The organism is Actinomycetospora sp. NBRC 106375, from assembly GCF_030269665.1.
Classification (GTDB): Bacteria; Actinomycetota; Actinomycetes; order Mycobacteriales; family Pseudonocardiaceae; genus Actinomycetospora.
On the sequence record NZ_BSTS01000013.1, the window covers coordinates 38938 to 60367 of the forward strand.

Here is a 21430-nt window from a genome sequence, read left to right on the forward strand (position 1 = left end):
GTCAGCGCCCCTGCCAGACGGGCGTGCGCTTCTCGGCGAAGGCGCTGGGCCCCTCCTGGGCGTCGGCCGAGAGGTAGACGAGCTCCCAGATCTCCTCGGCGCGGGCGTAGGCCTCCTCGCGCGGGTGCGTCGCGGAGAGGTACGCGGTGCGCTTGCCCGCGAGCACCGACAGCGGGGCGTTGCCCGCGATGCGCTCGGCGAGCTGCTGGGTGTGGGTCGCGAGGTCGGCGCCGGGCACCACGTGGTTCACGAGGCCGGCCTCCCGGGCGCGCTGCGCGTCGAGCGGGTCGCCGGTGAGCAGCAGCTCCAGCGCGATCCGCGGTGGCACCAGCCACGACAGCGGCGCCGCCCACGGCGACCCCCGCCCCACCTTGACCTCGGTGATGGCGAAGCGGGCGTGGTCGGCGGCGACGACGAGGTCGCACTGCTGGGCGAGCAGGAACCCCCCGGCGTAGGCGACGCCGTTGACCGCCGCGATCGTCGGCTTGGCGACGTCGACGTTGCGCCCGAACTGGGGCAGGAAGTCCGGCGGGGGCACCTGCAGCGCGCTCGCGGACATCTCCTTGAGGTCGCCGCCCGCGCAGAACGCCTTGTCCCCGGCGCCGGTGAGCACCAGGACCCTCGCCTCGGCGTCGGCGTTGAACCGGTGCACCCCGTCGAACAGCCCGTCGCGGACGTCCTTCGAGAGCGCGTTGCGGGCCTCGGGCCGGTCGATCGTCAGCCAGGCCACGCCGTCCGTGACCTCGTAGCGCACGGCACTCATGCGGCCGCCTCCTCCTCGGTGATCACGGCGAGCACCTCGCCCGTGTCGACGGTGTCGCCGAGGGACACCAGCAGATCGGCCACCACGCCGTCCACCGGCGCCTTCACCTGGTGCTCCATCTTCATCGCCTCGAACACGAGCACGGTGGTGCCCGCGCTGACCGGCTGCCCCGTCTCGGCGAGGACCCGGACCACGGTGCCGGGCATCGGGGCGAACAGGGAGCCCGGCGCGGCCTCGGTGCCGGGGACCGGCAGGCGCTCGACGTCGTCGAAGTCGGTCGCGCCGAGCGGGCTGTCGACGTGGACGGCGGCGCCGACCCGGTGCAGCCGCACGGTGCGCCGGACGCCGTCGACCGCGAGGTCCACGGCGTCCGCGGCGGCGTCGTGGACGAGCAGGCCGGTCAGCGGCTCCCCGTCGACCGAGGCCCACCACCCGCGGCGCGTGCGGCGGTAGGCGACGACGACCTCCTGCTCGCCGAGCTGGAACGTCGCCACCTGGGGCGCGCTGACGACGTTGCGCCAGCCGCTGGGGACCGGGCGCTGCACGCGGGGGTCGGCGCGGCGGCCCGCCTGGTCGGCCAGCGCGGCGGCGACCGCGTGCACCCGGCGGCGGGTGGCGGCCACGTCGGCGGGGCCGGCGGCGAGCGCCGCGGGGTCGTGCCGCGTGAGGTAGCCGGTGTCGGTGCGCCCGGCGAGGAACTCGGGCTCGCGCAGGACGCCGACGAGCAGGTCGCGGTTGGTGACCAGCCCGTGCACCTCGGCCTCGGCCAGCGCCCGCGCCAGCCGCCGGGCGGCCTGGCCGCGCGTGGCGCCGTGCGCGATGACCTTCGCCAGCATCGGGTCGTAGTGGGTGCCGACCATCGAGCCGCTGCGCACCCCGGTGTCGACGCGCACGCCCGGGAGGTCGGGCACCGTGAAGCGGTGCAGCGTGCCGCTGCCCGGCTGGTAGTCGCGCGCCGGGTCCTCGGCGTAGAGCCGGGCCTCGATGGCGTGCCCGTGCAGCGACGCGCCCAGGACGTCGGCGGGCAGCGGGTCGCCCTCGGCGACCTGCAGCTGCAGGGCGACCAGGTCGAGCCCCGTGACCTCCTCGGTGACGGGGTGCTCGACCTGCAGGCGGGTGTTGACCTCGAGGAAGAAGAACCCTCGGGGGGCTCCGCCCCCCGAGTCCCCCCCGGACGAACCTTCGAGGACGAACTCGACCGTCCCGGCGCCGGTGTAGCCGATGGCCTTGCCGGCCGCGACGGCGGCGCTGCCGAGCTGGTCGCGCAGCGCGTCGTCGACGGCCGGCGACGGCGCCTCCTCGATGATCTTCTGGTAGCGGCGCTGGATGGAGCACTCGCGCTCGAAGAGGTGCACGACGGTGCCGTGGGTGTCGCCGAAGATCTGGACCTCGACGTGGCGCGGATTCTCGACGAACCGCTCGAGGAACACGGTGCCGTCGCCGAACGCCGACGCCGCCTCCCGCCGGGCGCCCTGGACCGCGTCGGCGACCTCGCCGGCGTCGCGGACGATGCGCATCCCGCGCCCGCCGCCGCCGAACGCGGCCTTGACCAGCACCGGGAACCCGATGCCCTCGGCCATCTCCCGCAGGGCGTCGGCGGAGGGCTCGTCCCCGGCGTCCACGACCGCGCCGGGCAGCACCGGCACGCCGGCCCTCGCCATCAGCTCCTTTGCCGCGATCTTGGAGCCCATCGCCTCGATCGCCTCGACCGGCGGCCCGACGAAGCACAGGCCGGCCTCGGCGCAGGCGCGCGCGAAGCCGGCGTTCTCCGAGAGGAAGCCGTAGCCGGGGTGGACGGCGTCGGCGCCGGTGGCCCGCGCCGCGGCGACGATCGCGTCGACCCGCAGGTAGGTCTCCGACGGCGCGGCGCCGGGCAGGTGCACCGCCTCGTCGGCCAGGGCGACGAAGGGCGCGTCGGCGTCGGGGTCGGAGAAGACCGCGACGGTCGCGACGTCGAGCGCGCGGGCCGACCGGATCACGCGCTCGGCGATCTCGCCGCGGTTGGCCACGAGCAGCTTGGTGATCATGGATGGCCTTTCGGGGGTTCACGGGGGCGGAGCCCCCGTGGGTCCTTACATCCGGTAGACGCCGTAGCCGCGCTGGCCGGCGACGTGGTTGGAGTGCGCGGCCGACAGGGCGATGCCCAGGACCGTGCGCGTGTCACGGGGGTCGATCAGCCCGTCGTCGTAGAGGCGGGCGGTGACGAAGAAGGAGTGCGACTCCTCGGCGATCTGGGCCTCGATCGCCGCGCGCTGGCGCTCGTCGGCCTCGGCGTCGAACTCGCGTCCGCTCGCGGCCGCCGACTGCTTCGCCACGATCGAGAGCACGCCGGCGAGCTGGGCGGCGCCCATGACGGCGAGCTTCGCGCCGGCCCACGAGAACATCAGGCGCGGGTCGTAGGCCCGCCCGGACATCCCGTAGTTGCCCGCCCCGAACGACGCGGCCATGTTCACCGTGATGTGCGGGACCTGGCTGTTGGCCACCGAGTTGATCATCTTGGAGCCGTCCTTGATGATCCCGCCCTGCTCGTACTGCTTGCCGACCATGTAGCCGGTGGTGTTCTGCAGGAAGATCAGCGGCGTGTCGGTCTGGTTGGCGAGCTGGATGAACTCGCTGGCCTTCTCGGCCTCCTCGCTGAACAGCACCCCCCGGGCGTTGGCGAGGACCCCGACCGGGTAGCCGTGGATCGAGGTCCAGCCGGTGACGAGGCTCGTGCCGTAGAGCGGCTTGTACTCGCCGAACCGCGAGCCGTCGACGACGCGGGCCAGCACCTCGCGCGGGTCGAACGGCACCTTGATGTCGGCGGGCGCGATGCCCAGCAGCTCGTCGGGGTCGTAGAGCGGTTCGTCCGCGGGCAGCGACGGGCCGGGCCCGAGCTTGCGCCAGTGCAGCTCCGCGACGATCTGGCGCCCGATCCGGATGGCGTCGCGCTCGTCGACGGCGAAGTGGTCGGCGAGGCCCGAGACCCTGGCGTGCATCGCGGCGCCGCCGAGCTCCTCGTCGTCGGCGTCCTCGCCGGTGGCCATCTTCACCAGCGGCGGACCGCCGAGGAACACCTTGGCCTGCCGGTCGACCATGACCGCGTAGTCGCACATCCCGGGCACGTAGGCGCCGCCCGCGGTGGAGTTGCCGAAGACCAGCGCGACGGTCGGGATCGCCATCGACGACAGCTCGGTGAGGTCGTGGAAGATCTTGCCGGCGTGCACGAAGAGCTCGGACTGGCTCGGCAGGTCGGCGCCGCCGGACTCCACGAGGTTGATCACCGGGAGCCGGTTGACCCGCGCGATCTCGAGGGCGCGCAGCGTCTTCTTCAGCGAGTACGGGTTCATCGCCCCGCCGCGCACCGTCGGGTCGTGGGCGATGAGGACGCACTCGACGCCGGAGACCACCCCGATGCCGGTGATGATGCTGGCGCCGACGACGAACTGCGAGCCCCACGCGGCGAGCGTCGAGAGCTCGAGGAAGGACGCGTCCCGGTCGAGCAGCAGCTCGATGCGTTCGCGTGCCAGCAGGCGCCCGCGGTCGTGGTGGCGCTGCTGGTAGCGCGGGCCGCCGCCCGCGATCGCGGCCGCGACCTGCTCGTCGAGCTCGTCGAGGATCTGCTCCTGGGCCTTGCGGTTCTGGACGTACGTCTCGTCGGACGTGCGCAGCTGGGAGGACAGGACGGTGGTCACGCGCGGTCTCCTCGGGGACTTCTCAGTACGACCGGGCCAGGCCGAGGCTGTGCTGGGCGACGTAGTTGAGGACCATCTCCCGGCTCACCGGGGCGATCTGGAGCAGGCGGGCGAGGCCCCAGTAGGGCAGCAGCCCGTACTCGGTGGCGAGCCCGTTGCCGCCGTGGGTCTGGATCGCGGCCTCGGCCGCGCCGTGCGCGGCCTCGGCGGCGGCGTACTTGGCCATGTTCGAGGCCTCGCCCGCGGGCAGCCCGCGGTCGTGGGACCAGGCGGCCTTGGTGGTCATCAGCGCGGCCAGCTCGGTCTCGATCTTCGTCTTCGCCAGGGGGTGGGCCACGCCCTGGTGCGCGGCGATCGGGGTGGACCACACGCTGCGGGTGTTGGCGTAGTCCGCGGCCTGCTCGAGCACGTGGCGGGCGATGCCGACGCAGAGCGCCGCGCCCGTGACCCGCTCGGGGTTCAGGCCGTGGAACACCTGCCGCAGCCCGCCGCCCTCCTCGCCGACCACGGCGTCGGCGGGCACCCGGACGTCGTCGAAGTGCAGGACGAACTGCTTCTCGGGCAGGGTCACCGACACCGGCAGCGGGGTGGCGACCAGACCCGGGGCGTCGGTGGGCACGATCAGCAGCGAGAGCTGCGCGCGCCCGGATCCCTCGTCGGTGCCGGTGCGCGTCACGAGCAGCACCGCGTCGGCCTCGTCGATGCCGGAGATGTAGTGCTTGGTGCCGGTGACGACGTACTCGTCGCCGACCCGCCGGGCGGTGGTGCCGATCCGGTGGCTGTTCGAGCCCGCCTCGGGCTCGGTGATCCCGAAGACGACCTTGGACTCGCCCGAGGCCATCCGCGGCAGCCACGTGCGCTGCTGTTCGGGGGTGCCGAAGGCGCCGATGACCTCGCCCGAGATGGCCGCCGACACGAGCAGCAGCAGCAGGGGGCAGCCGGCGGCGGCGGTCTCCTCGACCACCATCGCGAGCTCGAGGAGCCCGGCGCCGCCGCCCCCGTGCTCCTCGGGGAGATTGATCCCCAGGAAGCCGCTGTCGCCGAGGGCCTGCCACAGCTCGGTGCAGGGCTCGCCGGCCTCGGCGCGCTCGACGTAGTAGCGGGGGCCGAACTTCCCGGCGATGTCGCGGACCGTCGCGCGCAGCGCCCGGTGCTCGTCGGTCTCCTGCAGGTCCACGCCGGACGCTCCCTCGCTGTCGTTGACGGCCGCGATAGTGCATCATCGTTCACTACGGCCACGCAAGAGGCGGTCGTGGGACGACGGGACACCGAGGAGGCGCCGTGCCGGAACCCGAGGGAGGTCCCCCGGGCCCCGAGCGCCCCGGGGGCGAGGTCGCCGAACTGCCCCGCGACGTCCCCGGCGAGACACGGCCGCGGCGGCGGCGCGACCCCGCCCGCAAGGACCGCATCCTGGCCGCGGCCGCCGACCTGGTCGGGCGCCACGGCTACCACGCGGTCGGCATGGCCGACATCGGCGCGGCCGCCGGCATCGTCGGCTCGGGGATCTACCGGCACTTCCCGAGCAAGTCCGCGCTCCTCGCGGCCCTGCTGGGCCAGGTCATGGACGAGCTGGAGAGCACCGCCGCCGCGATCGTGACCGAGGCCGCGGACGACCGGGAGGCGATCGAGCGGCTCGTCGTCAACCACGTGCGCATCGCCATCGAGCAGCGCCGGGTGCTGCAGGTCTACCACCGCGAGGCGCACAACCTGCCCGAGGAGGATCTCCGGCGCCTGCGCCGCGCGCAGCGGCACTACGTCGAGGAGTGGGTCGTGGTGCTCGCCCCCCTGCGCCGCGACCTCTCCGACGCGGAGGTCCGGCTGACCGTGCACGCGGCCATCGGGACCACCCAGGCCGTGCTCTTCCACCACAGCGGCCTGCCCGCGGAGCGCATCGCCGAGCTCCTCGAGCGGATGGGGCGCGAGTGCCTCGGCCTCACCCCCGACGTGGCGGTCGCCCCACCGGTCGTAGTGAACCGCGGATGACTCGGGTCTTGCGCCGGCAGGCGCGCTCCCGGAATGCTGCGGATCACACCCGGCGGCAGGGAGGCCTCTCGTGGAGTTCGACGTCACGACACTGCGCGGGCGCCGCGCGGTGCAGCGCTGGGAGCGCACCTCGATCGGCGACGTCTTCGAGCGGCTCACGTGGAGCTACCCGGACAAGACCGCGATCGTGGGGCGGCCGGGCGCCCACGCCGACGAGCGCTTCGCGTCGCTGACCTACCGCGAGGCCGACCGGGTGGCCAACGCGGTGGCGCACGCCCTGGCCGACCTCGGTCTGCAGCCGGGGGACCGGGTGCTGCTGTTCTGCGAGAACTCCGTCGAGGCGTACCTTGCCAAGATCGGGATCGCGAAGGCCGGGATGGTGGCGATGCCGCTGAACCCGAACCTCGCCCAGGACGTCGTCGAGTACCTCATCGGGTACGCCGAGCCCGCGCTCGCGATCGTCGACGCGGAGCTGTGGCCGCGCGCCGAGGCCGCGTTCACCGCCACCGGTCTCGCGGTCGGCGCGACGATCACCCTCGGCGGCGGCCCGGTGGCGGGCAGCCCGTCGTTCACCGACCTCGTTGGCGACGGCCGCGACGACGAGCCCGACGTCGAGATCCACGGTGACGACATCTGGGAGATGCTCTTCACCTCGGGCACCACGGCGATGCCCAAGGGCGTGATGACCTCGCACGCCTCGAGCCACCTGGCGGCGATGAACTTCGCGCTCTCGCTGTCCCGCGGCGCGCGCCTCGAGGGCGACCTGCGGGTGGGCACCTACCTGCCGATCATCTACCACGTCGGCGACCTGATCTTCACGTTCTCGGCGTTCCTGTCCGGCGGCTCGCTGGTGCTGGGCCGCCGCCCGGTGCCCGACCAGGTCGCCGCCGCCGTCGCCGAGGAGCGGATCACCGCCCTCTGGGCCGGGTCCCCGCAGTTCGTGACGGCGCTGACCGGCGAGATCGCCGCCCGGGGCCACGACGTCACGTGCCTCGACGTGCTCGTGTACGGGTGGGGAGCGCTGCCACCCAAGACCTACCGCTCGCTGCTCGACCAGGCGGGCGAGGACCTGGTGGTGCTGGGCATCTTCGGCCAGACCGAGGCGATCGCCTGCCACCGGTTCTGGCCGAGCCGGTGGCCCGACACCTACGAGCGCACCGCCCCCGCCACCAACTACGTCGGCCTGCCGAGCCCGCTGCTCGCCTCGGACGTCGTCGACGAGGTCGGGGAGTCGCTGCGCGACCAGCCGGGGGTCGCGGGGGAGGCGGTCTACCGCAGCCCGATCATCACCGCCGGCTACTACAAGAACGAGGAGGCCACCCGCGAGGCCTTCCGCGGCGGATGGTTCCACTCCGGGGACAGCGCGGCGGTCGACGAGGACGGCCTGCGCATCGCGGTCGACCGGATCAAGGACATCGTCAAGTCCGGGGGCGAGAACGTCTCGAGCCTGCGGGTGGAGGCCGTGCTCTACGAGCACCCCGGCGTGGCCCGCGCCGCGGTGATCGGGCTCCCGCACGACCGGTGGGGCGAGGCGGTCACGGCCGTGGTCGTGCCCGCGCCCGGCGCGGAGGTCACCGAGGACGAGCTCGTCGCCCACTGCCGGTCCCGCCTCGCCGGCTACGAGACGCCCAAGGCGGTCGTCCTCGCCGACGCCCTGCCCGAGACCGTCGGCGGCAAGATCCTCAAGTACAAGCTCCGGGCCGCCCACGCCGGGCACTACGGGAGCTGACGTGTCCGCGCTCGCCGCGGCACTGCTGTAGCCCCCGCTGTCGTCACGGACGAGAGGCCGGAGATGAACATCGCGACCCTCCTGCGGCGCGCCGCGCGCGACCACGCCGACCGCGTCGCGCTGCGTCTCGGCGACGAGGAGCTGACCTACCGGCGGTTCGCCGACGACGCGGCGCGCTTCGCCGGCTTCCTGCTCGGCGAGGGCGCCGCGCCGGGGCAGCGCGTCGGCTTCTTCCTGCCCAACGGCCCGGAGTACCTGGTCGGGCTGCTCGGGGTGTGGCAGGCGGGCGGGGTCGGCGTCCCGCTCAACCACCTGTTCGGCGACGCCGCGCTGCGGCACGCGATCGCCGACTCGGGCGCCACCCACCTCGTCGTCCCGCCCGGGGACGTCCCCCGGCTGACAGCGCTGCTCGAGGGCCTGCCCGTGGCCGGCCACCTGCTGACCACCGGTCCGGGCGGCGGGTTCCCGGCCGCGGTGGCCGGGCACGAGGCGGTCGGGCCGGTCGTCCCGCGGCTCGACGGCGACGACGCGCTGATCATGTACACGTCAGGGTCGACCGGCGTCCCCAAGGGCGTGCGGCAGACGCACCGCAACGTCGTCGCCCAGGTCGAGGCGGTGATCGACCTCTACGGGATCGGCCCGGACGACCACGCCCTCAACTGCGCCCCGCTGTTCCACGTCGGCGGGCTGCAGCTCGTGAGCCTGCCGGTCCTGCTGCGGGGCGGCGAGATCACGATGATGGCCCGCTGGGACCCGGTCGCGTGGCTCGAGCTGGCCGCCCGCCTGCGGCCCACCTACGGGATCGCGGTCGCGACGATGGCCGTCGACATCGGCAACCGCACCGCCGGGAGCCCGGTCGTGCTCGACTCCTTCCGGGTCTTCATGTACGGCGGGTCGCGCACGCCCAGCGCTGTCGTCCGCCGCCTCGAGGAGGGCATCGGGGTCCCGCCGATCGAGATCTACGGCCAGACCGAGCAGAACGGGCTGGCGGTGTCGCGCGGGTCCGGCGAGCCCCGCCGGGCGGGCGCGATGGGCCACCCGCTGGAGCAGATCGTCCAGGTCCGGGTCGTGCCGCCCGGCGGCGACGACGTCCCGCCCGGCTCGGACGAGGTCGGCGAGCTCTGGGTGCGCGGCGACGCCGTGACGCCCGGCTACTGGAACGGCGGCGACCCCGGTGCCGCGACGGGGGCGGAGAAGTGGGTCGACGGCTGGTTCCGCACCGGCGACCTCGTGCGCCGTGACGCCGACGGCTGGCTGTCCTACGTCGACCGGATCGACGACATGATCGTCTCCGGCGGGGAGAACGTCTTCCCGCAGATGGTCGAGGAGCACCTCGCCGACTGCCCCGACCTCGCCGAGGTCGCCGTCGTCGGGACGCCCCACGAGCGCTGGATCGAGCAGGTCACCGCCGTCGTCGTCCCCACCCGGCCCGGCGTCACCGTCGACGACGTGCTCGGCTGGTGCGCGACCAACGCGAACCTGCGCGGCATGCTCACGCCGCGACGCGTGGAGATCGTCGAGGCGCTGCCGCGCACCGGCAGCGGGAAGCTCGACCGGCCGGCGCTGCGGCGGTCGCTCGGCTAGCCGATCGCCGCGGCCGTGACCGTGGCGGCGGCGCACTGCCTCCCGTCGCCGCCGACGACGTCGACGCGTGTCAGCGCCGAGGTGCGCCCACGGTGGACGACGCGGGCGTCGAGACACATCGGGCCGTCGAGCACCGCCGGGCGGAGGTAGGCGACCCGCAGGCCCGCGGTGCGCAGGGGCCGGGCGTCGTCGGCGACCGCCGCGGCGGCCACCACGTCGGCGAGTGCGGCGAGGACGCCGCCGTGCCCGTGGCCGGCCGTGTTGGCGAGGGCGGGACCCGGCGGTGCCGTCAGCCGCGCGTCGCGCCCGGGCCGGCTGCCGACGGTCGCGCCGAGGACGTCCGGGAGGCGCCGCCCGGACGCGGCCGTCCCGTCGCCGCCGTCGGCGGCCTCGGTCAGCTCCGGCACCCCCGGCACGTACTGCACCGCGACGGTGGCGACGGCGACCACGGCGCCCGAGGCGTCCCGGACCTCGCCCCGCGCGGAGCCGGTGCGGGCTCCGGCGGCCAGCAGCCGGCTCTCCGCGGTGAGGACCGTGCCGTCGGCGGGCAGCTCGGAGACCACGTCGACGGACAGCTCGGTCGTCACCGGCCAGTGCGCGTCGGGGCGGGCGGTGAGCGTGGCCTGCCCGACCACGTCGTCGACCAGCACGCCGACCATGCCCGCGCACGGACGGCCCCGGGCGTCGGTCATCCACGGCGCGGTGCGCATGCTGCCGCGGGCGACGTCGCCGTCGGCCTCCACCGGCGCGAGCCCGAACAGCACCTCCGGCGTCCCGCGCGGGGTGATGAGCAGCGGCCCGCGGACCGGGATCGTCGCGTCGCCGCCCATGCGGCCTCCTTTGGCCTGACCATTCGCCGTTCGTACGGTAGCGTCCCGACCCTGGCACACCACGCCGCGGGAGGTCCGGTGGCGATCTTCGGCACGCGCGACGACCTGCGCCACCGGCCCGCCGCCGCGGGCGGCCGGATGCGCGACTCCCTGTTCTGGGAGGTGGTCCTCCCGGAGGAGCGGCTCGGCCTGCAGGTCTACCTGTACCTCACCGACCGGGGCCGCACCGGCTACAACGTCACGGTCTGGGGCCCGGAGCCCGAGCCGCTGGCCCTGGAGCTGGGCGGCGGCACCGTCGACGCGGCGGCCGACCTCGACGACCTCACGATCGACGGGCTGCACGTCACGCAGCCCGAGCTGCGCCGCACGGCCGTCGTCACCTACGCCTCCGACGCGCTGCGGCTGCACTACGCCTTCGAGGCCGTCCACGACGCCTTCAGCTACCACGAGAACCCCGACGGGCTCCCGGCGTGGTTCGCGATCAACCGGCTCGAGCAGAGCGGGCGGGTCCACGGCGACCTCGAGGTCGGGGGACGGCGGATCGCCCTCGACGGCCGGATGGGCCACCGCGACCACTCGTGGGGTCCGCGGGACTGGGGCGTGCCCCAGCACTGGAAGTGGTTCGTCGCCTACACGCCCGGCGGCCGCGCGGTGAACGGCTGGCTCTGGATCGCGCGGGGCGAGTGGGGCTTCGCGGGCTACGTCGCGCGCGACGGCGTCACCACCCCGATCGCGCACATCGAGCAGCACGCCACCTACGACGACGACATGACGCAGCGGCGCCTGGACGCGACGGTCGTCGACGTCTCCGGGGGCCGGACCGAGGTCGTCCTCGAGCGCTTCGGGCTCGTGAAGCTCCCGACGAACGAGCGCACCGGCACCGAGATCTGGGAGTCGGCCTGCGACGCCACCATCGACGGCGAGCCGGGCGCCGGGCAGTGGGAGACCCAGTGGTCCCGAGCCTACCTCGCCCACCTGGTCGGCGACCGGTGAGCCGCTGGTCGGCCGCGGAGCACGACGCGCTCACCGGGTTCCTGCGCCGCCACGGCCTGGTCGACGGGCCGGTGACGACGCGGCCGATCGGCGACGGTCACTCCAACCTCACCGACCTCGTCGACGACGGCACCCGCCGCGTCGTCGTGCGCCGCCCGCCGCCGCCACCGGTCCCGCCCGGAGCCCACGACGTGCTGCGCGAGGCGGCCCTGATGCGGGGTCTCGCGGGCACCGGCGTCCCGGTGCCGGCCGTGCTCGCCACCGCGGGGCCCGGGGAGGTGGTCGACGCCCCGCTGCTGGTGATGAGCCACGTCGCGGGCCCGGTCGTCACCACCGCGACGCCGGACGCGCTCGCGGCACCCCGCACCCGCCGGGAGCTCGGCGAGGCCGTGGTCGACGCGCTCGTGGGCCTGCACGCCGTGCCGTGGCGCGGGACGCCGCTGGCGGAGCTCGGACGGCCGAAGGGCTTCGCCCGGCGTCACCTGCACCGGATGGCCCGGCTGGTGGCCGACGACGACGGCCGCCTCCCGGACCCGTTCGCCGGGCTCCACGCGTGGCTCGACGCCCGGGCGCCCGCCGACGGCGAGGCGACGGTGATCCACAACGACTTCCGTCTGGGCAACCTGGTCCTCGCCCCGGAGCCGCCGGGCCGGGTCGCCGCGGTGCTCGACTGGGAGCTCGCGACGCTCGGCGACCCGCTGCTCGACGTCGCATACCTCCTCGCCTGCCACCCCGTCGCCGGCGAGCCGCTCACGCCGACGGCCGCGATGGCGACCGCCGTGCTCGAGCCGGGGTGGCCGGCCCGCGACGAGCTCGCCGCGCGCTACGCGGCCGCGACGGGACGGGACCTCTCCGGCCTCGCCTGGTACACCGCCCTGGTCTCCTGGAAGCTCGCCGTGCTCTACGAGTACAGCCGCCGGCGGCTCGGCGACGGCATCGGCGACCCGTACTATGCCGACCCCGCGCTGGTCCGGTCGTTCCTCGACGCCGGGCGTGCGGCCGCCGGGCTCACGTCGTGACCGGCTCCCGGTCGGCGGGCTCCACCTTCTGCGCGATGTCCTGGCGCAGCACGTGCTTCTGGACCTTCCCGGTGGCCGTCATCGGCAGCGTGTCGACCACCTCGACGCGCTCGGGCACCTTCTGCAGCGCCACGCCCTTGTCCAGCAGGTAGTCCTTCAGCGCGTGCAGGCTCGGCGGGGCCGCCGGGTCGGCCGGGACGAGGTAGACGCACACCCGCTCGCCGAGGCGCCGGTCGGGCATGCCGACCGCGGCGGCGCGCGCGATGCCCGGGTGGTCGGCGAGCAGGTCCTCGATCTCGCGGACGCTGATGTTCATGCCGCCGCGGATGATGATGTCCTTGGTGCGCCCGGTGACGCGGACGTAGCCGTCGGCGTCCATGCGCCCGAGGTCGCCGGAGCGGGAGAACCCGCCGGGGGTGAACAGCTCCGCGGTCTCCTCGGGACGGTTGAGGTATCCCAGCATGTGCGACGGGCCGCGGTAGGCGATGTCGCCCTCCTCGCCGCGTGGCGCCTCGGCGCCGAGCTCGTCCACGACCTGGACCTCGCTGAACGGCAGCGCGGCGCCGTCGGAGGTCAGGGCACGCTCCGGGTCGTCGACCGCGGTGCACGTCGTGGTGCAAAGGTTCTCGCTGCGGCCGTAGAGGCTGAGGATCCCGGCCCCGGGCAGGAGCCGCCGCGCGCGCTCGACGACGGCGCGGGGGATCGGGGCGCCGGCCGACACCCAGAGCCGCAGGCTCGACGCGTCGTGGCGCTGCGGGTCGTAGGCGTCGAGCAGCATCTGGAGGAACGCGGTGGCCGTGACGCTCGCCGTGCAGCGGTAGCGCTCGATCTCCTCCAGGCCGCGGACCGGATCCCAGTCGGGCATGAAGTGCGTGGCCGCGCCGTGGATCAACGGGAGGAGCACGCTCGTCACCAGGCCCGTGGTGTGCGTGACCGGCGACGGGCCGAACTGCACGTCGTCCTCGGTGTAGGCGAAGGCGACGCCGAGCGCGCGCGCCCCGGAGACGTAGGTGTTGAACGTGTGCACGCAGCCCTTGGGGTGGGCCGTGGTGCCCGAGGTGTAGACGATGACGAAGGGGTCGTCCGCCGTGACCGGCGCGCCGAGGTCGTCCGGGACCGCGGCGGCGGTGACCTCGGTGAGGCTGCGGACCGTCTCCCCACCGGTCGCGCGGGCCTCCGCGACCGCCGCGTCGTCGCGGACCACGACGACCGTGTGGATCGCCGGGCGGTGGGCGGCCAGGGCCCGGTACATCGCCAGGAAGTCGAAGTCGCGGAACGTCCCCGGCGTCACGACCGCGGTCACCTCGGCGTCGTCGAGGACGTGCCCGACCTCCTCGCGGCGGTAGATCGGCATGATCGGCACGGTGATCGCCCCGAGCCGGGCCAGGGCGGCGACCACCACGACGAACTCCGCCCAGTTCGGGAGCTGCACCGCGACGCGGTCCCCGGCGCGCACCCCGGCGTCGCGCAGGCCGCCGGCGAGGCGCAGCGAGCCCTCGTGCACCGCCCGGTAGGTCATCGACTCCCGGCCGTCGGTCACGAAGACCTTGTCGCCCCGCTCGCCGGCGGCGCGCGCCAGGAGGTCGTCGAAGAGCTCCGGGGCCCACAGGCCCGAGGAGTAGTAGCTCTCGATGTCCGCCGCCGAGAAGCGGTCGTTGACGGTGGGAATCCCCATCGATCGTCCCCAGGTGTCGCAGATCACTGGTTTCGGTCGTAAGATACAATGGTCAGGCCAAAGTGGCAACGATCCCGGGAGGCGCGATGGAGCTCGCCGACTCGCCGGAGGAGTCCGCCTTCCGCGCCGGCGTCCGCGCGTGGCTCGCCGAGGCGCTCCCGCGGCTCCCGTGGCCCGAGCCCGTCGACCTCGTCGGGAAGGTGCCGTTCTGGCGGCAGTGGCAGCGGGCGCTGTCCGACGCCGGGTACGCCGGCCTCACCTGGCCGCGGGAGCACGGCGGCCAGGGGCTCGACGCGAGGTTCCGCGCGGTCTTCACCGAGGAGGCCGACCGCGCCGGGGCGCCCGAGCGGCTCAACACCATCGGCGAGGACTTCGCCGGCCCGACCCTCGCGGCCTTCGGCACCGACGCCCAGAAGGAGCGCTTCCTGGCGCCGATCCTGCGCGGCGACGACCTGTGGTGCCAGCTGTTCTCCGAGCCGGAGTCGGGCTCCGACCTCGCCTCGCTGCGCAGCCGGGCCGCGCGGGTCGACGGCGGGTGGCGCATCTCGGGCCAGAAGATCTGGACCAGCCGTGCGCACCTCGCGGCGCACGCCATCCTCTTGGCGCGCACCGGAGGCGAGGACAAGCCGCGGCACCGGGGGATCACGTACTTCGTGCTGCCCATGGACACTCCCGGCGTCACCGTGCGGCCGCTGCGGCACATGCTCGGCGAGGCCGAGTTCAACGAGGTCTTCCTCGACGACGTGTTCGTGCCCGACGACCTGGTCGTCGGCGAGGTCGACGGCGGGTGGGCGGTCGCCATGGCCACCCTCGGGTTCGAGCGGGTCGGCATCGCCACGGGGCGGGTCAACACGCGCCGGGCCGTCGAGGACATCGTGGCCGAGGTGCGCGCGATGACCGACGCGGCCGGGCGTCCGCTCGGCGCCGACCCGGCGGTCCGGCAGCGCGTCGCCGATCTGTACGGCCGCGCGCTCGTGCACCACGCCATCGGCCAGCGCGTGCTCACCGCGGCCGCCGACGGCAGCGCGCCCGGACCCGCCACCTCCATCGGCAAGCTGTACTTCTGCCCGCTGGTGGAGGACCTGGCCGACTTCCGCCAGTCGCTCTCGCCCCTGGGCGGGCAGCTGGCCCCCGAGGAGCAGACGGCGGCCGAGAGCCGCTGGCAGCGGCTCGCCTACCAGGCCCGCGGCACCGCGATCGCCGGCGGATCGACCTTCATCCAGCGCAACATCCTGGCCGAGCGGCTCCTCGGCATGCCGCGATGAGGGGCCTACTCCCCGTCGGGGAGCGTGATCGCCGTCCGGTCGTCGACCGCGAGGGCGGCCTCGGCGTAGGCGTGCACGTGCCGGGTCATCCGCCGCGCCGCCGCGTCCGGGTCCTTGTCGCGGATCGCGCGGGTGACCGACCGGTGGGCCCGCACGGTGATCAGGCGGACGTCCTCGTCGACGAAGCCCTCGTTGTGCGTCGTGGTGTAGATGGCCCGCGAGAGCGCCATCATGATCCCGGTCAGGATCTCGTTGTGGCCCGCCGTGGCGACGGCGACGTGCCAGTCGACGTTGGCCTGCAGGAACTCCTCGAGGCTCGCGCTGGCGGCGATGGTCTCGTTCGCGGCCGTGAGCGCGCGGAGGTCGTCCGCGGTGCGGTGCTGGGCCGCGAGGCGGGCGCAAGACGGCTCGATGGCCTCGCGCGTCTCGTGCACCGACGCGAGCCGCAGCCGCCGCCCGCGGATGAGCAGCTCGAGGGAGTCGGCCACCGACTCCTCGCCGGGGTGTTGCACGAAGGCACCACCCGCGCGGCCGGCCTTGATGCGGATCAGGCCCTGGACCTCGAGGATGCGCAGGGCCTCGCGCACCGTCGTGCGGCTCATGCGGGTCTGCACCACGAGCTCGCGCTCGGGCGGGAGCGGCGTGCCCTCGGGGTACTCGCCGGAGAGGATGCGCTCGCGCAGCTCGTTCGCGAGGACGTCCGACGCCTTCGGCACCTCCATCGGCGACAGCCGGATCGAGGGGCGGGCCTCGCTCGACGTCATCGGGCTCCCGTTCACTGGTCCAAAGGTCAGACCCAATTTAGCATCGAGACGTCGACGGGAGCGCGCCGTGCGCTGGGAACTCTCGCAGGAGCAGTCCGACTTCCGGGACGTGCTCGCAGGCTGGCTGACCGACCGGTGCGGCGCGGCCGAGGTCCGGGCGTGGCTCGACGCCGGCGACCCGGCGGCCTTCGAGGACCGGTTCCTCGCCGAGGGCTGGTTCGGCGTCGGGGCGCCCGAGGACGTCGGCGGCCAGGGCGGCGGCCTCGTCGAGACGGTGCTGGCCGCCGAGGAGCTGGGGCGGGTGACCGCCCCCACCGCCGGCTGGCTCGGGGCGATGGCCGCGCTGCCCGGGCTGCTCGCCGTGCCGGAGGAGGCGAAGGCGCTGCTCGCCGACGGTGTGGTCACCGTGCTCGGCGTCCCGGCCGACGCGGTCCCGGGCGCGGCGCCGGCGGTCGCGGCGGACGGGGGAGCGGTCACGGGCGTGATCGCGGGGGTGCTCGGCGCCGACCGGGCGCGGCGGCTCCTCGTCCCGGTCGCCGGCGGGTCGCTCGTGCTCGTCGAGGCCGACGCCGCGGGTGTCGAGGTGCGCCCCCGCGTGCTCACCGACCGGAGCCGGTCGGTGGCCGACGTCGTGCTCGACGGTGCGCGGGGCCGGTCGGTGCCCGGGGACGCGGCGGTCGCCCTCGAGGCGGGCGCGCTGCGGGCCGCGGTGCTGGTGGCGGCCGACGCCCTCGGCGCCGCGGAGCGGATGCTCGACGCGGCCGTCTCCCACGCCGGGCAGCGCCGGCAGTTCGGGGTGCCGATCGGCTCGTTCCAGGCCGTCAAGCACGCGGCGGCCGAGATGCTCGTGACCGTCGAGTCGGCACGCTCGATCGTCTACCTGGCCGCGGCGTCGCTGGAGGCCGGGCACCCGGACGCGTCGGCCCACGTGGCCGCGGCCAAGGCCCAGGTCACGGCAGGCGCGTCACGCGCCGCGGACACGGCGCTGACCCTGCACGGCGCGATCGGCTACACCTGGGAGCACGACCTGCAGCTGTCCTACAAGCGCGCCAAGCTCGACGAGCACCTGTTCGGCGCGCCCGCGGCCTGGAACGAACGCCTGGCGGCGTCGCTGGACCTCGTGCCCTGATCTCGCCTTTTTGGTCAGTCCTTTGTTAGTGTTGGTCCAAAGCGAGGAGGTGTGGCGCGGTGGACTTCGACCTCACCGACGACCAGGCGACCATCCGAAGTGCGGTCGCGGAGCTCGCCGGCAAGTTCGACGACGAGTACTGGATGTCCAAGGACCGCGACCACGCGTTCCCGACCGAGTTCTACGACGCGCTGGCCACGGGCGGCTGGCTGGGCATCACGAGCCCCGAGGAGTACGGCGGCCACGGGTTCGGGATCACCGAGGCCTGCCTGCTGATCGAGGAGGTCGCGCGCTCGGGCGGCGGCATGAACGCCGCGAGCTCGATCCACCTGTCGATCTTCGGGATGCACCCCGTCATCAAGCACGGCTCCGCGGAGCTCAAGGCGCGCACGATCCCCCGCATCGTCGACGGCAGCCTCCACGTGTGCTTCGGGGTGACCGAGCCCGAGGCCGGGCTGGACACCACGCGGATCACGACCTACGCGAAGCGCGAGGGCGACCACTACCGGGTCAACGGCCGCAAGGTCTGGATCTCCAAGGCCCAGGAGTCCGAGAAGATCCTGCTGCTGACCAGGACGCAGAAGCTCGACGAGGTCGCGAAGAAGACCGACGGCATGACGCTCTTCCTCACCGACCTCGACCGCGCGCACGTCGACATCCGCCCGATCCCGAAGATGGGCCGCAACGCGGTCTCGTCCAACGAGCTGTTCATCGACGACCTGATGGTGCCGGTGGAGGACCGGGTCGGCGAGGAGGGCAAGGGCTTCACCTACATCCTCGACGGGCTCAACCCGGAACGGATGCTCATCGCCGCCGAGGCGCTCGGGATCGGGCGCGTCGCGCTCGACCGCGCGGTGCGCTACGGCAACGACCGCGAGGTGTTCGGCCGCCCCATCGGCCAGAACCAGGGGCTGCAGTTCCCGCTCGCCGACTCGCTCGCGCGCCTCGACGGCGCCGAGCTGGCGCTGCGCAAGGCCACCTGGCTCTACGACCGGGGCGAGCCGTGCGGACGTGAGGCCAACACCGCGAAGTACCTGTGCGCCGACGCCGGGTTCGAGGCCGCCGACCGCGCGCTGCAGACCCACGGGGGCATGGGCTACTCCGAGGAGTACAACGTCGCGCGCTACTTCCGCGAGGCGCGGCTGCTCAAGATCGCCCCGCTGAGCCAGGAGATGGTCCTGAACTACCTCGGGTCCCACGTCCTCGGCCTGCCGCGCAGCTACTGATGGGGAGCTACTGATGCCGGGGCTGGACGTCTTCTCCCTCGACGGGCGGACCGCGCTCGTCACGGGCGCCGGCAGCGGCATCGGCGCCGCGGTCGCGTCGGCCTTCGCCGCCGCGGGCGCCGCGGTGCTGGTCACCGACGTCGACGGGGACGCCGCGGCAACGGTCGCCGCGGAGATCGGGGACGGGGCGCGCAGCGCCGCCCTCGACGTCCGCGACCGCGCCGCCGCCGACGCCGCGGCCGCCCTCGCCGCCGAGATGGGCGGCGGGACGGTGCACGTGCTGGTCAACAACGCCGGGGCGATCGCGCCCGCGATGTTCGACAAGCTGGCCGAGGACGACTTCCGGCGCATCATCGACATCCACCTCCTGGGCGCCTACACCTGCTCGCAGGCCGTCCTGCCCCACCTGCCCGACGACGGCACCGGGCGGATCCTCAACGTCACCTCGGCCGCCGGGCTCGTCGGCACCATCGGCCAGGCCAACTACGGCGCCGCCAAGGCCGGGGTCGTCGGACTGACCATGTCCCTGGCCCGCGAGCTCGCCCGGCGCCGCGTCACGGTGAACGCGCTCGCCCCGCTCGCGGCGACGCCGATGACCGAGAACATCCGCAGCCACGAGAAGCTCGCCGCGAAGACCCTCGAGCGCGTGCCGCTCGGCCGCTGGGCCGAGCCCGCGGAGATCGCCCCGAGCTTCGTCTTCCTCGCCTCCGACGCCGGCTCCTACATCACCGGGCAGGTGCTGCCGGTGGACGGCGGGACGGTGATCTGACCCCGATGGACCTGCGCGCCCACGTCCGTGCCGGCGACGGCGTCTGGTGGAGCCAGGCCGGCGCCGAGGCGACCCCGCTGGTCGACGCGCTGCTCGACGGCCTCCCCGCGATCGGCCCCGTCCGCGCCTTCGGCGGGCTGACGTTCAACCCGCGCCTGCGCGAGCCCCCGCCGCAGCTCGCGCTGACGTCGTACGGCGCGATGGGGGAGCTGCGCGCGGCGCACGCGGCCGGGCGGCTCGACGTCGTCCCCGCCCACTACTCCGCGCTCCCGCGGCTGTTCGCCGAGCACCGGCTGCCCGGCGACGTCGGGCTCCTGCAGGTGTCGCCCCCGGGACCCGACGGCCGCTGCTCCCTGGGGATCGGGGCCGACTACGCGGCCGACGCGCTGCGCCACAGCCGCGTCCTGCTCGGCGAGATCAACCACCGGATGCCGGTGACGGCCGGCACCCCGGGCGTGCCGCGGGAACGGTTCGCCGCCGTGGTGGAGACCGACCGCGCGCTGCCGACCGCGCCGGAGCGGGCGCCCGACGCCGTCGACGAGGCGATCGCCGCCCGGGTCGCGGAGCTCGTCGACGACGGCGACACGGTCCAGATCGGCGTCGGGTCGCTGCCGTCGGCGGTCCTCGACGGCCTCGCGGGCCACCGGGACCTCGGGTTCCACGCGGGCATGCTCACCGACCCCGTGCTGCGCCTGGTCGAGAAGGGCGTGATCACGGGCGCGCGCAAGGAGATCGACACCGGGCTCGTCGTCACCGGCACGGCGATCGGGAGCGCGGACCTCTACGCGCGGCTCGGCGAGACGCCGGTGGAGTTCCGCCCCGCGAGCCACACGCACCACCCCGGCGTCCTCGCGCGCCTCGGCGGCCTCGTCGCGATCAACTCCGCGCTCGCGGTCGACCTCACCGGGCAGATCGGGGCCGAGGTCGGGGGCACCGGGCGCTACCTCGGCGGGGTCGGCGGCCAGGCGGACTTCTCGTCGGCGGCGGCGCGCACCGGCGCGCGGTCGCTGATCGCGCTGCGGGCGCGGACCCCCGACGGCGGCTCGGCGATCGTCCCCGCGCTGCCCGGCGGGGTGGTGACGACGGCCCGCGCCGACGTCGACGTCGTCGTCACCGAGCACGGCACCGCGTGGCTGCGGGGGGTGCCGCTGGCCGACCGGCCCGGCCGCCTCGCGGCGATCGCCGCCCCGGAGCACCGGGAGGCGCTGCGGCGGGCGGACGCGCGGCGCAGCGGAGCTGGACCATCGGGTTCGACAGGAGGATCACCGTGAGCAGCAGGACCGCGTTCGTCACCGGCGGTGCCCAGGGCATCGGCCGGGGCATCGCCACGACCCTGGGCGCCCAGGGATTCCGGGTCGCGGTGGTCGACCTGAACCAGGAGGCCGCGCAGGCGACGGCCGCGGCGATCGCCGAGGCCGGCGGCACGGCGACCGCGGTGGTCGCCGACGTCACCGACACCGCCTCGGTGCAGGCCGCGGTCAAGGCCGTCACCGAGGAGCTCGGCCCGGTCGAGGTGGCGGTCAACAACGCCGGGTGGGACGACTTCATGCCGTTCCTCGACACCACCGAGGACTTCTGGGACCGCATCCTGGACATCAACTTCAAGGGCGCGCTGCGCGTCGCGCAGGCCGTGGTGCCGGGCATGGCGGAGCGGGGGTTCGGGCGCGTCGTGACCATCGGCTCGGACGCCGGCCGGGTGGGCTCCTCCCTCGAGGCCGTCTACTCCGGGGCCAAGGGCGGGATCATCGCCTTCACCAAGACCCTCGCCCGCGAGGTCGCGACGCAGGGCGTCACGGCCAACACGGTCTGCCCGGGCCCGACCGACACCCCGGCGCTGCGCACGTTCACCGCGAGCTCCGGCCAGGATGCGGAGAAGGTCCTCGCCGGGATGACGCGGGCGGTCCCGATGCGCCGGCTCGCGCAGCCCGCCGACGTCGCGGCCGCGGTCGCCTTCTTCGCCTCCGACGCCGCCGGGTACGTCACCGGCCAGACGCTGTCGGTCTCCGGCGGCCTGACGATGGCCTGAC

Annotated in this window: 18 protein-coding genes; 11 read left to right on the forward strand and 7 right to left on the reverse strand. The window is 74.5% G+C overall.

Annotated features, from left to right (window positions below):
- Position 1 precedes the first annotated feature (1 nt).
- Genes QSK03_RS21545 through QSK03_RS21560 form a run of 4 tightly spaced genes read right to left on the reverse strand, consistent with a single transcriptional unit; the run spans position 2 to position 5614 of the window.
- On the reverse strand, positions 2 to 763 hold the full coding sequence (locus QSK03_RS21545) for an enoyl-CoA hydratase/isomerase family protein (RefSeq protein WP_285656503.1): 762 nt from the start codon (positions 761 to 763) through the stop codon (positions 2 to 4).
- A complete protein-coding gene (locus QSK03_RS21550; protein ID WP_285656505.1) occupies positions 760 to 2790 on the reverse strand; it encodes an acetyl/propionyl/methylcrotonyl-CoA carboxylase subunit alpha in 2031 nt (676 codons plus the stop codon). The genes QSK03_RS21545 and QSK03_RS21550 overlap by 4 nt, the downstream gene beginning before the upstream one ends.
- Positions 2791 to 2835: 45 nt before the next feature.
- Complete coding sequence (locus QSK03_RS21555; protein ID WP_285656506.1) at positions 2836 to 4437, reverse strand: acyl-CoA carboxylase subunit beta; 1602 nt, start codon at positions 4435 to 4437, stop codon at positions 2836 to 2838.
- A gap of 22 nt (positions 4438 to 4459) precedes the next feature.
- On the reverse strand, positions 4460 to 5614 hold the full coding sequence (locus QSK03_RS21560; RefSeq protein WP_285656507.1) for an acyl-CoA dehydrogenase family protein: 1155 nt from the start codon (positions 5612 to 5614) through the stop codon (positions 4460 to 4462).
- Between the two features lie 104 nt (positions 5615 to 5718).
- Here QSK03_RS21560 and QSK03_RS21565 point away from each other — a divergent pair, with 104 nt between their 5' ends.
- From QSK03_RS21565 to QSK03_RS21575, 3 genes are all read left to right on the forward strand, one after another.
- Complete coding sequence (locus QSK03_RS21565; RefSeq protein WP_352232023.1) at positions 5719 to 6420, forward strand: TetR/AcrR family transcriptional regulator; 702 nt, start codon at positions 5719 to 5721, stop codon at positions 6418 to 6420.
- A 70-nt stretch (positions 6421 to 6490) separates the two neighbouring features.
- Positions 6491 to 8149 (forward strand): AMP-binding protein, encoded by a 1659-nt coding sequence (locus QSK03_RS21570; protein ID WP_285656508.1) that lies wholly within the window; start codon positions 6491 to 6493, stop codon positions 8147 to 8149.
- 63 nt (positions 8150 to 8212) lie between these two features.
- The gene (locus QSK03_RS21575; protein WP_285656511.1) at positions 8213 to 9733 is read left to right on the forward strand and encodes a class I adenylate-forming enzyme family protein; all 1521 of its coding nucleotides are present in this window, start codon (positions 8213 to 8215) and stop codon (positions 9731 to 9733) included.
- Here QSK03_RS21575 and QSK03_RS21580 read toward each other — a convergent pair.
- A complete protein-coding gene (locus QSK03_RS21580; protein WP_285656512.1) occupies positions 9730 to 10563 on the reverse strand; it encodes a PaaI family thioesterase in 834 nt (277 codons plus the stop codon). The two genes, QSK03_RS21575 and QSK03_RS21580, sit on opposite strands and share 4 nt — an antisense overlap.
- 78 nt (positions 10564 to 10641) lie before the next feature.
- On the opposite strand from QSK03_RS21580, the gene QSK03_RS21585 reads away from it, so the two are divergent.
- A complete protein-coding gene (locus QSK03_RS21585; protein ID WP_285656513.1) occupies positions 10642 to 11556 on the forward strand; it encodes a DUF7064 domain-containing protein in 915 nt (304 codons plus the stop codon).
- Positions 11553 to 12575, forward strand: coding sequence for a phosphotransferase family protein (locus tag QSK03_RS21590; protein WP_285656514.1), 1023 nt, complete (start codon positions 11553 to 11555; stop codon positions 12573 to 12575). The genes QSK03_RS21585 and QSK03_RS21590 overlap by 4 nt, the downstream gene beginning before the upstream one ends.
- Here the strand turns inward: QSK03_RS21590 and QSK03_RS21595 are convergent.
- Positions 12565 to 14250, reverse strand: a complete 1686-nt coding sequence (locus QSK03_RS21595; RefSeq protein ID WP_285656515.1) for an AMP-binding protein — start codon at positions 14248 to 14250, stop codon at positions 12565 to 12567. The two genes, QSK03_RS21590 and QSK03_RS21595, sit on opposite strands and share 11 nt — an antisense overlap.
- Positions 14251 to 14336: 86 nt before the next feature.
- Between QSK03_RS21595 and QSK03_RS21600 the strand changes: the two genes are divergently transcribed.
- Entirely contained in the window at positions 14337 to 15515 is a 1179-nt protein-coding gene (locus QSK03_RS21600) for an acyl-CoA dehydrogenase family protein (protein WP_285656516.1), read from the forward strand.
- A gap of 5 nt (positions 15516 to 15520) precedes the next feature.
- Here the strand turns inward: QSK03_RS21600 and QSK03_RS21605 are convergent, their stop codons facing one another.
- Positions 15521 to 16279 (reverse strand): FadR/GntR family transcriptional regulator, encoded by a 759-nt coding sequence (locus QSK03_RS21605; RefSeq protein ID WP_285656517.1) that lies wholly within the window; start codon positions 16277 to 16279, stop codon positions 15521 to 15523.
- Between the two features lie 67 nt (positions 16280 to 16346).
- On the opposite strand from QSK03_RS21605, the gene QSK03_RS21610 reads away from it, so the two are divergent.
- Genes QSK03_RS21610 through QSK03_RS21630 form a run of 5 tightly spaced genes read left to right on the forward strand, consistent with a single transcriptional unit; the run spans position 16347 to position 21429 of the window.
- A complete protein-coding gene (locus QSK03_RS21610; protein WP_285656518.1) occupies positions 16347 to 17408 on the forward strand; it encodes an acyl-CoA dehydrogenase family protein in 1062 nt (353 codons plus the stop codon).
- 59 nt (positions 17409 to 17467) lie between these two features.
- A complete protein-coding gene (locus QSK03_RS21615; protein ID WP_285656520.1) occupies positions 17468 to 18634 on the forward strand; it encodes an acyl-CoA dehydrogenase family protein in 1167 nt (388 codons plus the stop codon).
- Between the two features lie 13 nt (positions 18635 to 18647).
- Positions 18648 to 19403 carry an SDR family NAD(P)-dependent oxidoreductase gene (locus QSK03_RS21620; RefSeq protein WP_285656522.1) on the forward strand — a complete coding sequence of 252 codons (756 nt, stop codon included), beginning with the start codon at positions 18648 to 18650 and terminating at the stop codon, positions 19401 to 19403.
- A 5-nt stretch (positions 19404 to 19408) separates the two neighbouring features.
- Positions 19409 to 20674, forward strand: coding sequence for an acetyl-CoA hydrolase/transferase family protein (locus QSK03_RS21625; RefSeq protein WP_285656523.1), 1266 nt, complete (start codon positions 19409 to 19411; stop codon positions 20672 to 20674).
- The gene (locus tag QSK03_RS21630) at positions 20671 to 21429 is read left to right on the forward strand and encodes an SDR family NAD(P)-dependent oxidoreductase (protein WP_285656525.1); all 759 of its coding nucleotides are present in this window, start codon (positions 20671 to 20673) and stop codon (positions 21427 to 21429) included. Before QSK03_RS21625 ends, QSK03_RS21630 begins: the two co-directional genes overlap by 4 nt.
- Position 21430: the final 1 nt, after the last annotated feature.